The organism is Candidatus Paceibacterota bacterium, assembly GCA_035452965.1.
Lineage (GTDB): Bacteria > Verrucomicrobiota > Verrucomicrobiia > Limisphaerales > UBA8199 > UBA8199.
Map to the genome: position 1 here is coordinate 156,875 of DAOTCE010000005.1, position 14,279 is coordinate 171,153.

The window sequence follows — 14,279 nt, forward strand, 5'->3', positions numbered from 1 at the left end:
ACGATACTGGACGCCCGCGGGCAAGGCACGCTCAAAGCATGGGTGTGGGGCCTGGGCCGAGCTGGATGGTCCAATCGCGCACCAGGTCGGGGAGCTTGCAGCGATCGCAGATGGCGTTGGAGTGATCGCAGAAGTCGCGCACCATTTGGATCAGGCCCTGCTGCGCGGCGGCGCCGGGCAGGGCGCGCGGGGAGGTGGTGCCGAGCAGGCGTTGGCGGGCGAGGCGAAGGGTGGAGTTGTCCTCGGCCGGCGGCCAGGCGAGATAGCGGTGTTCGAGCGTGCGCTGTACCACGGTATTCTTCCCCTCAGCGGCGCGAATCCAAAGCCAGGGCAGGACGACGTTGACCGCCAAATCCGTTACGCGCGCAGCGCCCAGCAGCGGCTGAGCCTTCTTGAGCCTGGGTGAACGGAGTGTGTAATGCCAGGACCAGAAGTCGTTCGGCTCGACCTGCAAAGTGTCGAGCAGCGAGCCGGCCAGGGCCGAATCCGGCACCTCGCGTGCGCACCAGCTTTCCAGCTTCGCCGCGAGATTGGCGTCCATTGACCAGCGCGCGGCCAGGGCGACGCGGCGTTGCGGATGATTGGTGGGGCGCGAGCCGTACAAGCGCCAGAGCGAGCGCGGCAGGATGCAGTCGGCAAATTCGTCGCGCTCGCGCCACCACTGGTCCCAGACCCCACGGATGAAGTGGTCGGTGCCCGTTTGCGAGCGGGTCAGTTCGGTGGGCAACAGTCCGCTGATGCCGAGCAGGCGCGCCTGCAAGGCAGGCAGTTGAATGCCCGGCGTATGCCAGCGCGGGCGGAGTTCGGCCAGGCGCTGCATCGCCCAGACGTTGTGTTTGTAACCCAGGCCGCGGAAAAGTCCTTCCCAGAGCGCTTGCTCCCAACCGGCGCACCGGGCGCGGGCCTGGAACTGGGCGGCCTTGCTCTGCAAGCGGACGTGTGCCGCCTGGTGGAGCAGGTCCAGCAATTGTGGCTGCTGCAGGGTGCGCAACGGGGCGCAACATTCACCGCGCAACTCCTCCGGCAGTTCCTGCGCCGCTTCGCCGCCGAGCCACAAGCTCAGCTCACCGAGCGGCGCGTCGAGGGCCTGCCGCAGGGCCAGCGTGGGGGGTGCGCCGGCGGCTGACTGTTCGCTTTCCCAAACCACATGCAGGATCACATTCCGAAAGGCAGGGTTGCGGTCATGCCCGTGAGCGCGCCAGCCGCTGGAGCGGAGGTCGACCTCCACGTCGCCGGTTTGCGGCGGCGCGGCGCCTATCTGCACGAGCGCGCCGCGGAAATCCGGCCCGCCTTCGACGCTGCGGAAGCCGGGATGAAGGATTTGAACAGGTTCGTCGTCTAGTGTTTTGAGTTGCTCGCGGACCAGGCGCTGGTGCTGCCAGATGGTTTGCAGGAGGCGTTCGGGCGGCGAGTCGCGGTTGTCGCGCAGAACGGGGATCACCCCGCATCGCACGCGCCACTGGGCGTAAAAGCTGGCCTGAACCGGAGGCACCTTGGCATTGCTTTTGCGCCGTTGCGGATGCAAAGTCAAGCCTCGGATACGGCGCGTGCCGCGTCCGGAAAGAAGATTGAATGCATCCAAAGCCGGGTTTGACTGTTGTTATGATGATGATAGTGGATAGACACGAACGACGAAGCCAGATGCCGATGTGGTTGCTGGCAGGGTGCCTGTTGGGATGGGCGACGGGCGCCCAGGGGCAAACAGCGCTGACGGATGTCCGTCGCGATGCCGTCGTGGCCGCGGTCGAGAAGGTGTTGCCTAGCGTGGTGAACATCGCCACGGAGACGATCATCCATGTCCGCGACCCATTCGAGGAGTTCTTCCGCCAGTTCTGGGACCCGTATCACCGGCGCCAGCCGCCCAATTCCATGTACAGTCTTGGCTCGGGGGTCATCATTGATGAGGAGGGCTATTTGCTGACCAATGATCACGTCGTGCGGCGAGCGGACAAGATCACCGTGAAGTTCTGCACCGGCACCAACGCCTACACCGCCACGGTGGTCGCGAGCGATCCGAAGACCGACGTGGCATTGCTCCGGTTAAACGGCCAGGCGGGAGAGAAGTTCAGAGCGATCCAGTTCGCACGCGAGGATGACTTACTGCTGGGGGAAACAGTGCTGGCGCTGGGCAACCCCTTCGGGCTCGGCGGTTCGGTCAGCCGGGGCATACTCAGCTCGAAGAGCCGCGTGCTGCCCAAGGAGGGCCAGCCGTTAGACATCCCGAACTGGCTGCAGACTGACGCCCCGATCAATGTAGGCAACAGCGGCGGGCCGCTCGTCAATCTGCGCGGCGAATTGATTGGCATCAACGTTGCCGTCCTGGGCGAAGTCCATGGCCAGCGGGCGCAGGGAATCGGTTTTGCCATTCCCATCCGGCGCGTGCTGGAGGCGCTGTCCGACATCTTTCCGACCGAGTTCGTGAAGGCGTATTGGTTTGGCGCTCGGGTGAAGGTGGGAACGACGCCATTGGTGATCACCAGCGTGCAGTCGCAGAGCCCGGCCGGCAAGGCCGGCTTGAGAGTGGGTGATGCCATCTTGCAGGTAAACGGCAAGACGCCCAAGAGCTTCATTGATTTCGCCGACCTGCTGGCTGCCGGGCCGGGGTCCAAGGTAACCCTGGCCATTCGTCGTGGTGGGGCGCCCAAGGAGATTGCGGTGCAGTTGGTGACGGAGAAGTCCGTGTTCAACGCAGAGCTGATCCGCGACCTGACAGGGCTGGATCTCGTGGAATTGACCCCGCAGCAGGAGGCCCGCTACGGCGTGGGAGCATCTGATGCGTACTTCATCGCGGGGGTGCAGGAGGACAGCCCGGCCGCGGCGGCCGGACTGCAGCGGGGCATTCTGGTGACGGCCTTGGACGGGCAATCGCCGGCAGATCTTTGCGCCGCCGCGAAGCTGCTTTACGCCAAGAAGAAAGGCGATCGGGTCCAGGTCGAAATCGCGGTGCCGCAGCGCATGGGCAATTTCAACATCCTGCGCCAGGGGGCGGTGGAATTGGCAAGGCGCTAGGCTGAGAATTTATTGGCCCCGGCAGGCGCCCTTCAACTAGACTTTTTGGCGCGCTGAATAGAATGAGCGATGATCTGATGATCGAAGTTGCCAACCTGACCAAACGCTACGCGGGCAATACCGCAGTATCGGATATATCTTTCACGGTCAGCCGGGGCGAGATTGTCGGGTTGTTGGGTCCGAACGGGGCAGGGAAGAGCACGACCATGCGCATACTCTCCTGCTATCTGCCGGCGACCTCGGGCACCGTGCGGGTGGCGGGGCTGGATGTCTTCGAGCAATCGGACGAAGTGCGCCGCAGGATCGGTTACATGCCGGAGAATAACCCGCTGCACCAGGACATGCGCGTGCGGGAATACCTGAAATTTCGGGCCCGGCTGAAAGGCCTTAGCCGCAGAAGATCGCGTGAGCGCGTGGATGAGGTCATGGAGCAATGCGGCCTCGCCGAAGTGAGCCGCCGGATCATCGGCCAGCTCTCCAAGGGATTCCGTCAGCGCGTCGGCCTGGCGGATGCCCTGGTGCACGAACCGGAGTTGATTATCCTCGACGAGCCCACGCTGGGCCTGGACCCAAACCAAATTCGTACCGTGCGCCAGCTCATCAAGGGGCTGGGGGGCACCCACACAGTGCTGATTTCCACCCATATCCTGCCTGAGGTGGAAATGACCTGCCATCGGGTGGTGATTATGTACGACGGGAGAATCCTGGCGGCCGACACGCCGGAGAATCTGCAGAAACTTATGAGCAGCCGCAGCCAGGTGATCGCGGAGATCGCCGCGCCGCCGGCCGAGTTGCGGGAGTGTTGGGCGCAAATGGCCGAGGTGGAGCAGTTCGACGTCTCACCGGCCGAAGGCGAGTATTTTCGCTGTGCGTTGACGCCGCGGGACGGCATGGACTTGCGCCCGCAGATCTTCGCGCTGGTGCGCGGTCGCGGCTGGCCGTTGCGCGAGCTGACTCGCAACCGGCACTCCCTGGAAGACATCTATGTGAGCGTGACGCGGCCCGAAGAGGAGGAGGTCTAATGCGGGCCTATGGAACCCTCGTCCGGCGGGAGCTGGCAGGCTTCTTTCTGTCCCTGGGGGGCTATGTCATCATCGCCGCGGCGCTGTTCATGATGGGCTATAGCTTTATTGTTATCTTCGCCAAGCTGCAGAAGCCGTCGCCGATGCCGGTGACCGAGCTGTTCTACATCACTCCGTTTTTCTGGCTGATCCTGCTGCTGACGACGCCGGTCATCACCATGCGGCTGTTTGCGCTGGAGAAGTTCTCCGGCACTTACGAAACGCTAATGACCGCGCCGGTCAGCGATTTCCAGGTGGTGATGGCCAAATTCACCGCGGCGTTGCTTTTCTACGCGGTGATGTGGTTGCCGTTGCTGGGCTGCCTGCTGCTGGTGCGGCATTATACCAGCGATGCGGCAGCGCTGGATGCTGGGGTGGCCTCGGGGATGTTCCTGGGCTTGCTGTTGCTTGGAGGGGTGTTCATCTCGCTGGGCTGCTTTGCCTCGGCGCTAACCCGTAGCCAGGGCATCGCGGCGATGCTCAGTCTGGTATTCGGCGCGAGCCTGTTTCTGCTGGGCTACCTGGCCAGCCAGCTCCCGGCGTCGGAGAGTTGGCAGGGGCAGGTACTGGGGTGCTTCGCGCTGTTTGAACAGATGCATGACTTTGCGCGGGGCATCGTGGATACCCGGCCGGTAATGCTGCTGGCGAGCCTGACAGTCTTCTTCCTTTTCCTGACGTTGCGGGTCGTTGAAAGCCGTCGCTGGAAATAGCATGGCGACCGACCTTCATCCACGGCCCAGCTTCTCGCCCTATCTGAAGTGGGGCATCGGCCTCCACGTTCTCGTCCTGGCGCTGGTCGTCCTCGCGGTGGTGGTAATGATAAACTATATCAGCCAGGAATATTTTCTCCGTTTCCACTTGAGCACCCGCACGAAAATCGAGCTCTCCCCGCGCACAGTCAGCCTGCTGCGCTCGCTCACCAACCAGGTAAAGGTGACCCTCTATTACGACACTGAGGACGACGACGCGCTTTACAGCACGGTGGCTGAACTGCTCGCCGAATATCGGCTGGTGAATCCGAAGCTCACCGTCCAAACGGTGGATTATGTGCGTGACCCGGGCCTGGCGCAGAAGACCAAGTTGAATTACAGCCTGGCGGCGCCGACGGACAAGAACCTTGTCATCTTCGATTGCGGGGGGAAGGTGAAAGTGGTGGACGGCAATGGATTGGCCCGTTATGTGATCGAGCGAGTGGAGGATCAGGAGTCCCGTGCAAAGGAGCTGAAGTTTCGCCGCAAACCAGCGGCCTTCATGGGCGAGGTTGCTTTCACTGCCGCCCTGCTCGATGTGACGAGTCCCAAGCCGCTCAAGGCCTATTTCCTCCAGGGCCATGGCGAACATCAAATGGACAGCGGTGATGAAGTGAGCGGATATCTGAAATTCGCGTCTATCCTGGAGCAGAACTGCATCAAGCCTGTGGCGCTATCGTTGCTCGGAACCAACGCCGTGCCGGGGGACTGCAATCTGCTGGTGATCGCCGGTCCAAGAGATGGGATTCCCGATGCTGAGTTGGTGAAAATTGAGCGCTACCTCAATCAGGGAGGCCGATTGCTGGCCCTGTTCAATTTCGGCGCGGTCCGCAAGGACACTGGTCTTGAACAGGTCCTGGCGAAGTGGGGTGTGGATGTGGGCCACAATGTCGTTACTGATCCGGATAACACCATTAGGGGAACAGATGTCATCGTCAGCCGGTTTGGCGAGCATCCCCTCGTGAATTCCCTCCAGCACTCACGGCTGCATCTGAGCTGGCCCCGTGCCGTAGGCCGGTTGAAGCTGCAGGCCGACGCTGCCGATGCGCCGCGCGTGGACGAGGTTGCTTTTACGGGTCCCCGGGCTCTGGCATCCGGCGACTCGATCCACAAAGCTCCTTTTCCGTTGCTGGTTGCCGTTGAGAAGGAGACGCTCAGGGACGTCATCACCGAGCATGGCTCAACCCGCATGGTCATCGTTGGCGATTCCGTGTTCCTGGGAAACCTGCAAATCGAATCGGCGGCCAATCGCGATTTCGCCGGCAACGCTGTCAACTGGCTGCTGGAGCGCACGCAGTTGCTCGCGGGTCTGGGGCCGCGTCCTATCACGCAGTATAAGATTGTCATGACCAAGGCGCAATTGCGTCAGGCCCAGTGGGTGCTGCTCGGTGTATTGCCGGGCTCAGCGCTCGCGCTGGGCGGTTTGGTCTGGCTGCGGCGCCGCAGATAATCACCGCGCATGAATCCCCGAAACACTTGGCGATGGATTCTCGTGGCGGTGGCGCTGTTTGCTTTCATCCTCGTCCACCAGAAGTTTCTGCAAGAGGCGGGTGGCGGGCCCGAAAAAGTCCTGCCAAGGCTGCAAGTCGCAGCGGTCCGCAGCGTGCAGGTGCGGCCCGCTGCCAGCCTGGAACTTCGGGCCGAGCGCACCAACGGGACCTGGCAGCTCACCGCCCCTTTGGTATATCCAGCTCAGGGAGTCAGCATCGAACAGCTTCTGATGGAGCTTGGGCGATTGGCACCGGTCGCCTACATCACCGCGCGCGAACTTCAAGGCCGACCCAACACTGACGAGGAGTATGGCTTCGCCGCTCCGCAGGCCTTCGTCGTTATTGAACAGCCCGGTTACACCTACCGGCTGCGAGTGGGGGCGAAGACAGCTCCGGGTGATCAGGTGTTCCTGCAGGTTCTCGGAGTGGAAGGGATTTACGTGGTGGACGCTACATTCCTCAAGAACCTGCCCCGCACCGCCGACGACTGGCGGAATACCGCGTTGGTTGAATTGCATGGTCTTGCGTTGGATTGGCTGGCGGTAACCAACGGATTGAAGGTTTTGGAAATGCGGCGTGATACTACGAACGGGGTATGGCGCATGACGTATCCCCTCCAGGCGCGTGCCAACAACGCCAAAGTCGAGGAGGCCCTGCAGATGATCGAGAGCGTCCGGGTGCGCCAGTTCATTTCCGACGATCCCAAGACTGATCCAGAGACGTATGGGCTGCAACCGCCCGGACTTGAGGTGGCGCTTGGGCAGGGCACCCACACTGTTGCCCGGCTTCAGTTCGGCAAGAGCCCCACCAACGATACCCGACTGGTTTATGGGCGCCGGTTTGGCCTTAATGCCATAGTCGCCGTCCCCAAAGACCTGCTGGCACCGTGGTACGCGTCGGTCAACGACTTTCGCGATCCGTTCCTGATCACGCTGACTGTGCCGGTGGCGGCCGTTGATGTGCGCGGGCAGGAAGCTTTTTCCTTGCGGCAGCAGACCAACGGCCAGTGGCAGGTGCTGCCCCAAGGCCTTCCCGCCGATGCCGGCTTGGTGAAGGAGTTGCTCTCGGGCTTGGGTGCGATGCGAATCGTGGAATTCACCAAGGATGTGGTGATTGCTCCGGACTTGCCTGCCTACGGGCTGGCGTCACCGGCGCGGCAGTACTTCTTGAGGGCGGCGGCGACCAACACACCGGATGGTCCAGCCAACGCGTTGCTGGCCGAGTTGGGTTTCGGGACCAACCAGGCCGACAAAGTCTTCGCGCGCCGCGCGGATGAGAGCTTCGTTTATGCCGTAAAGCTCTCCGACTTCCAGCGCTTGCCTGCGGCCGGATGGCAGATGCGCGAACGCCGGATTTGGAGCTTCTCCACGAACGACGTGAGCGGCCTTCTCATTACACAGCAAGGCCGGACCCGCCAACTCGTCAGGAACGGCCCGCATAGCTGGTCGCTGGCCAGCAATTCCCAGGGAACCATCAACGACCTGGCGGTAGAGGAAACCGTGAGCGGGCTATGCCAGTTGACCGCGGCGGCTTGGCTGGCCCGAGGGGAGCAGGACCGGGTCCGCTTCGGCCTTGCAGACAAGAGCCACCAGATCACGCTCGAACTCAAGAACGGCCAGAAGGCCCTCGTTACATTCGGCAACGAGGCTAATGCTAACGCGCCCTGCGCTGCCACCACGCTGGATGGCGAACTTTGGATATTTGAACTTCCCGCGTGGCTTTACGCTTACGTGCAGCGTTACCTGTCGGTGCCGCCCAATCCATAAGTATGGCGACCCGCCAGAAAGGCCGCTTTTGGCGGACGTGTCGAGTTTGTTTTCGACGCTTCCGCATCACTGTTTGGCTGATCGTCCTCGCCCTGCTCAGCGTCTTGGTTTACCTGAACCAGGTGGGGCTGCCTGAATTTGCCAAGCGCCCGCTGCTCGAGGAACTGCGCGGGCGTGGTGTTGATCTCCAGTTCTCCCGACTGCGTCTGCGTTGGTATCAGGGCATTGTTGCGGAGAATGTCCGCTTCGGGCAAACGGGCGAGTCCTTAAGTCCCCAACTCATGCTCGCGGAGGTGCAGGTGCGCCTTAGTTACATGGCCCTCATGCGGCTTCAATTGCAGGTTGATTCACTCATGCTGCATCGGGGCCGGTTAGTGTGGCCCATCGCGGACACCAATCAGTCGCCTCGACACTTGACCGTGGACAATATCCAGTCCGGCCTGCGTCTTCTTCCTGGCGATGAATGGGCACTCGACCATTTCACGGCGACCTTTGCCGGTGCTCATATTCAGTTGTCAGGCACGGTTTCCAACGCTTCGGCGGTTGGCGAATGGAAGTTGTTCGAAGCGAAGCAGGCGGCGCCCGTTACGATGTGGCGGGACCGTTTGCGACAGGTCGCGGATGCCTTGGAGCAAATCCACTTTTCCACCCCACCGGACTTAAGGCTCAATGTCCAGGGGGACGCGCGTGACCTGACCAGTTTTGCCGTCCACGTGGTGCTGAGCAGCACCAGTGCTGAAACGCCTTGGTGCTCCCTTAACCGGGGCCAGCTCAATGCGCGGCTCTTCCCTGCCAACACCAACGGCCTGTCTGCCGCGGAGCTGAACCTGGCGGCTGGGGAGGCTCAAACACGCTGGGGGGCGGCAACGAACCTGCAGCTTACGGCGCACCTCGCTTCGTTCGAAGCCTTGACCAACCTGGGGAATGCGGAACTGAGCCTCTGCGCCGAGCAAGTTGGCAGCCAGTGGGGGAGCGCCGTCAACGTGCAGCTCGCTGTTCAGATGGCTTCCATGGAGGGGCAGACGAACCTGGTGAACGCTGACCTGACGCTCTCGACAAGCCACACCCAAACTCGCTGGGGCAGCGCTACCAACGCACAGCTCCACGCGACGTGGATTCACTCTCTGACCAATCCCATACCGCTTTCGGGTGCAGGAACGCTGAAGTGTGCCCAGCCGAGCAGCAAGTGGGGCTCCGCGCGGGATTTGCGGATCGAAGCCCGCCTCGCTGAGCCCGTGTACGACGTGCCACCTCGCGCCGATGATTCCTGGGCCTGGTGGGCAAACCTCCAGCCCTACGCGCTGGATTGGCGTTGGCATCTTGCCGGGCTCGAGGCGTCCGGAGTTGAAGTGGACGAGGTGGCCTGCGGCGGGCAGTGGCGCGCGCCCACACTGACCATAACCAATTTGCACACGGCATTAGCTGGGCGACAATTGGATGCCCGCGCCAAACTGGATGTCGCAACGCGCAAGTTGCACCTAGACCTTTCCTCGGACATTGATCCGCACAAGTTGTCTCCAGTGCTCACTGAAGGCGCCCGCCGCTGGCTGGCGCCCTATTACTGGAAGAGTCCGCCCGAGCTGAAAGGGGAGGTGTCGCTGGTCGTCCCCGCATGGACGAACCGCGCACCTGACTGGCGCGGCGAAGTGCAGCCCACACTATGGTTGCAGGGCGAATTCACAGTCAAGCACGGTGGCGCCTACCGCAACGTCCCAGTCTCCACTGCCCAATCGCACCTCTTGTATTCCAACATGGTCTGGCGGCTGCCAGATTTGACCCTCACCCGGCCCGAAGGCCGGCTGGAGCTTGAGCACGAGGCCGATGATCGCACCAGGGATTACTACTTCCGCCTCCACAGCACCATTAACGTGCTCGATCTGCGTCCGCTGTTGCAGCCGCGCCAGCAGCGCGCCCTCGATTACTTTGCCTCAGAACAACCGCCCGTGATTGATGCGGAGATTCGGGGACGATGGCGCGAACCTGAACGGACGGGCATTCGGGGCCGGGTTGCGCTTACTAACTTCACCTTCCGCGGCGAAGCTGCTGACGGATTCCAGGCCGCCCTCCAATATACCAATCGCCTCCTGCTATTCGCAGACGCGCGCCTCCAGCGCGGAGCGCAGCGCCTCAGTGCCGACGGTGTCGCGGCGGACTTTGTGGCCCAGAAAGTGTATCTGACCAACGGCGTCAGCACGGTCGAGCCAATGGTCATCGCACGCGCCATCGGTCCTCACGTCGCCCGCGCGATCGAGCCGTACAGGTTCCGGGATCCCCCGCTTGCCCATGTCCAGGGCACCATTCCGATGCACGGAGAGGATGATGCCGATCTGCATTTTAATCTGAAAGGCAACCAGTTTGAGTGGTGGCGGTTCCGTGTGCCGCAGATCGAGGGGCACGTCCATTGGCTGGGACAGCACTTGACCTTAACCAACGTCCACCTGGCGCTCTACGGCGGCAGCGCTAATGGCTTTGCCCACTTTGATTTTCACCCCCGGCATGAAACGGACTATCGGTTCGACATCGCCACGACAGATACCTCCCTGCAACCGCTGGTGACAGATCTGTTCCTCACGACTAACCACCTGGACGGCACCCTCAATGGCAGGCTGACGGTCTCACACGCCGATACATCCACCCTGCGCACCTGGGATGGTCACGGTAACTTGGCATTGCGGGACGGCCTGATCTGGGACGTCCCGCTCTTCGGCATCTTTTCGAGCGTGCTTAATGGCATAACCCCGGGCCTGGGCAGCAGCCGGGCCAGCGCGGGCACCTGCACTTTCACCATCACGAACGGAATCATCCGCTCCAACGACCTGGAAATCCGTTCGACCGGGATGCGCCTGCAATATCGCGGCACGTTGGACTTCGAGGGTCAAATCAGCGCCCGCGCCGAAGCCGACCTCCTGCGTGACACGTGGCTCGTCGGCCCGGCCTTCAGTACCATGCTATGGCCGGTAGCCAAGCTGTTCGAATACAAGGTTACGGGCACATTGGGCGAGCCTAAGGGCGAGCCGGTCTATCTCCTTCCCAAAGTTGTGCTTTTGCCCTTCCAGTTCCCGTTTCATCCCCTCCGCACCTTGAGGGGACTTCTGCCGGAGGACCTGGGCTCCAGCCGCACCAACGCACTCCCGCTTTACTCGCCCAAAGACAACTGATTCAGGCACCGCTTCCCCCTGCCGGCATGAGCCTCGCCACCCCAACGCCAACTCCCGCCTCGGACGCCTGGTTCGTTACCACCCACTGGTCGGTGGTGCTTTCGGCGCGCGAGAAGGATTCGCCGCAATCGGTGGCCGCCCTCGAAACGCTTTGCCGGACCTACTGGTATCCACTTTATGCGTATCTGCGGCGGCAGGGCCGGCGGCCGCACGACGCGCAAGACCTGACCCAAGGGTTCTTCGCCCGGCTGTTGCAGAAAGACTACCTCCAGGCGGCGGCCCGGGAGAAAGGCAAGTTCCGCACATTTCTGCTGATGGCTCTCAAGCGCTTCGTCGCCAACGAATGGGACCGTGAGCACGCGCAGAAGCGAGGCGGCTTCGCGCCGGTGGTTCCTATTGACCAGGAATTCGCCGAGTCCCGCTTCGCCGCGGACCCCTCCCTCAACGTCCAGCCCGACGTGCTGTATGACCGCCAGTGGGCCATGACCTTGCTGGAGAGGGCCATGTCACAACTGCGGGAGGAGTATGTTGCTTCCGGCCGGGCGAAGCTCTTCGAGTATCTGCAGAGCTGCCTTGTCCGCGACGAGTCGGCGCTGCCATACGGGGAGATAGCGGCCCGTTTGAATCTCACCGAGTCCGCCGTAAAGATGGCCATCCATCGGCTGCGCGCCCGCTACCGCGAAATCCTGCGCGACGAGGTCGCCCATACCGTCTCCTCCCGGGAGGAAGTCGAAGAGGAAGTCCGCCACTTGTTCTCGGCTTTCGGCCCGTAAGTAGCCCTTTTTGGGGCATAATGAATCCCCGGCCATTCGGTTAAATCTCAGTTCCACCACGGCACCGGGTGTTTCTGATCAGCGGCGGTCGCGGAAGCCGTGATCCATAGGGACCCGCTCCGTATACGCACCGTATCCACACCGTATCCACACCGTATCCACACCGTATCCACACCGTAGGTTCATTCGCCTAACCCATTGTGGCTGGTTCACTTACGCCATGGGCGGGGTGGAGCGCCGACATTCCTGTCGGCCCCCTGGTCAACCCTGGGCCGGGCCGACAGGAATGTCGGCGTTCCTGCAATGAACTGAGATGCGCCCCGCGCAAGGGGCGATGCCATTTGACAATCATGCAATGATATAATACATAGTAACATAAGAGCTTAATTACTCGTTCAACAACGAGCCCAGCAAGGCAAACGAAAGGAACAAAATTATGAGGTATATAAGTGCGATCGCAATGAGCGGCGTGGTCATTGGGTTGGTTGGGTGCGCCTCGGCCCCCAAGGTGGTCCTCAACGAAGCTGTCGGCCCTTGTCATAGGGCGTCGGCGCAAAACGCGGGCGACGGATTCGTGCAGGTCTTCTCCGCCCGCGAGCGAGTGCCGATTGACCACAATATCGAGACGTTCTTCTGGAACAACGACTTTGGGAGGAATGAGTTCCTGTACGGGCAGGCTCGTACGCCCTACACGATACTTTCTCAGGACGGCACGGTTATCAAGCGTGTGCGCAATGATCGAGACCTGAATGACGAGCAGCCAGCGCTGGTGGGGCTTTCCCCCGGGCATTACACCGTTGAGGCGCAGGCCGAGAAGGGTGGCGGGACAACCGTGACCGCAGTGGTTCCTTTGGTGGTCGAGTCAGGGCTGACAACCACGGTTGACCTTGAACCGACCTACAGGAGGACCGGCGAAGGAGCGGAGTCGGGAGACGTGGTGCGGTTGGGCGATGGCCGCGTCGTAGGGTGTCGCGCCGAGTTCGGGGTCGGACAGTATGACCCGGCGGCGAGGCTAATCGCTTCAGGCGCGAATCTGTCAGCCAGGCGGTAAGGCCGACGCTCCGGGGATGCGGACGAGCTTGTTCGGCTAAGCTCACATACGCAGTAGCTCCTGCGCTCGAGTAAAGACATCCGCAGGCACGCCAAGGCTGTGCTTGAGGACGACGTCGCGGTCCCAAGGATTGATGATTCGGCTGATCTGCCACCGCTGTCGCAGGGACAGATCCAGCGGGAAGAACCACGGAGAGCAAATTGGCATGTTAATCAGGGGGAAGTCGGTGCCATAAACGAGGCGCCCCCGAAACTCGGGCCGGCGCAGCACCTCGCGGAGTGCCCCGAGCTTATTGATCTGGGTGAGCGAGGAGATGTCCGCATAGAGGTTTGGAAATTCACGCATCAGGGAGGCCAGGCAATCCACGTCGCGTTGGCCGTCATGCCGCCCGGGCCAGGCGGCATGCGCCGCAATGACCGTCACTCCGAGGCTCAGGGGCAGGCGCAGCCGGGCCGGGTCCGCCAGCTCGGCTTTGGACCAGGTGAAAGCATGTTCGTCGCCGGTGTGGACGAGCAAGGGCAGGCGTAGTTCGACCATTCGTTGGTAGAATGGCACAAGGCGTTCGTCCGCCGGGTCAATGAGCTGGATAGATGGCAGCCATTTGACGAGCACCGCGTGGTCGGCCGACGCACGGTCCAGGCGGGCCAGAGCGTCAGGGCGGTAGGGATTGATGCTGGCGCCGAACAAGAGGTTTGTGTGGCGAGCGGCCTGCGCGGCGACGAACTCGTTCGGCACGTAGAACTCGGTGCGGGCCGGGTCGAGGTTGCCCTGCTCATCCACCACACCGTCCAGTGCCAGCACCACGGCGCGACCGACGTGCCGGCTCTGGCCAAGCGTCGCCGAAAGCCGTTCCGCGCACAGAGCGTCCCCCCGTTGTTCGAGCTGCTGACGGGAGACGCCAAAACTGCGGAAATAGAATCCCGCCTTCCAACTCTTCCGCAACCGCTCCGACACAGAGCACCCGCTGCCATCCGCGCCCAGGCCGGCCACGTGGCAGTGCAGGTCCACGAATGGGGCGGCCGGAAGCGGTTCGGGCGGCAGAATTGGGCCCCGGAAAAGCGCCGCGCAGCCCACGAAGCAGAGCGGGATCATCGCTCCCAGGACCAGCGCCGCCCGGGCGCCCGGGTGTCGCCCCATACGTCTCGTGCAAAAATTCATCTTCACCCCTGAACCTTAAGCCGCGCCGCCCCGGCGGAATAATCGAAAGAAATGGCGCGACTAT

The 14,279-nt window shown here is 62.2% G+C and carries 10 protein-coding genes; 8 read left to right on the top strand and 2 right to left on the bottom strand.

Annotation, left to right across the window (positions count from 1 at the left end; genetic code table 11):
* Positions 1–31 precede the first annotated feature (31 nt).
* Positions 32–1,525 carry a DUF2851 family protein gene (locus P5205_06960; protein HSA10097.1) on the bottom strand — a complete coding sequence of 498 codons (1,494 nt, stop codon included), beginning with the start codon at positions 1,523–1,525 and terminating at the stop codon, positions 32–34.
* A 77-nt stretch (positions 1,526–1,602) separates the two neighbouring features.
* Here P5205_06960 and P5205_06965 point away from each other — a divergent pair, with 77 nt between their 5' ends.
* The 8 genes from P5205_06965 to P5205_07000 all read left to right on the top strand — a co-directional run bounded on the left by P5205_06965 (position 1,603) and on the right by P5205_07000 (position 13,057).
* Positions 1,603–3,009 carry a trypsin-like peptidase domain-containing protein gene (locus P5205_06965; GenBank protein ID HSA10098.1) on the top strand — a complete coding sequence of 469 codons (1,407 nt, stop codon included), beginning with the start codon at positions 1,603–1,605 and terminating at the stop codon, positions 3,007–3,009.
* A 62-nt stretch (positions 3,010–3,071) separates the two neighbouring features.
* Positions 3,072–4,031 carry an ATP-binding cassette domain-containing protein gene (locus tag P5205_06970; protein HSA10099.1) on the top strand — a complete coding sequence of 320 codons (960 nt, stop codon included), beginning with the start codon at positions 3,072–3,074 and terminating at the stop codon, positions 4,029–4,031.
* On the top strand, positions 4,031–4,780 hold the full coding sequence (locus P5205_06975; protein ID HSA10100.1) for an ABC transporter permease: 750 nt from the start codon (positions 4,031–4,033) through the stop codon (positions 4,778–4,780). The genes P5205_06970 and P5205_06975 overlap by 1 nt, the downstream gene beginning before the upstream one ends.
* A gap of 1 nt (position 4,781) precedes the next feature.
* The gene (locus P5205_06980; GenBank protein HSA10101.1) at positions 4,782–6,269 is read left to right on the top strand and encodes a Gldg family protein; all 1,488 of its coding nucleotides are present in this window, start codon (positions 4,782–4,784) and stop codon (positions 6,267–6,269) included.
* 9 nt (positions 6,270–6,278) lie between these two features.
* Entirely contained in the window at positions 6,279–8,075 is a 1,797-nt protein-coding gene (locus P5205_06985; GenBank protein HSA10102.1) for a DUF4340 domain-containing protein, read from the top strand.
* 2 nt (positions 8,076–8,077) lie between these two features.
* Positions 8,078–11,233, top strand: coding sequence for an AsmA-like C-terminal region-containing protein (locus P5205_06990; protein ID HSA10103.1), 3,156 nt, complete (start codon positions 8,078–8,080; stop codon positions 11,231–11,233).
* A gap of 26 nt (positions 11,234–11,259) precedes the next feature.
* Positions 11,260–12,006 (top strand): RNA polymerase sigma factor, encoded by a 747-nt coding sequence (locus P5205_06995; GenBank protein ID HSA10104.1) that lies wholly within the window; start codon positions 11,260–11,262, stop codon positions 12,004–12,006.
* Between the two features lie 436 nt (positions 12,007–12,442).
* The gene (locus P5205_07000; protein HSA10105.1) at positions 12,443–13,057 is read left to right on the top strand and encodes a hypothetical protein; all 615 of its coding nucleotides are present in this window, start codon (positions 12,443–12,445) and stop codon (positions 13,055–13,057) included.
* Positions 13,058–13,099: 42 nt separating this feature from the next.
* Here the strand turns inward: P5205_07000 and P5205_07005 are convergent, their stop codons facing one another.
* Entirely contained in the window at positions 13,100–14,194 is a 1,095-nt protein-coding gene (locus P5205_07005; protein HSA10106.1) for an amidohydrolase family protein, read from the bottom strand.
* Between the last annotated feature and the right edge of the window lie 85 nt (positions 14,195–14,279).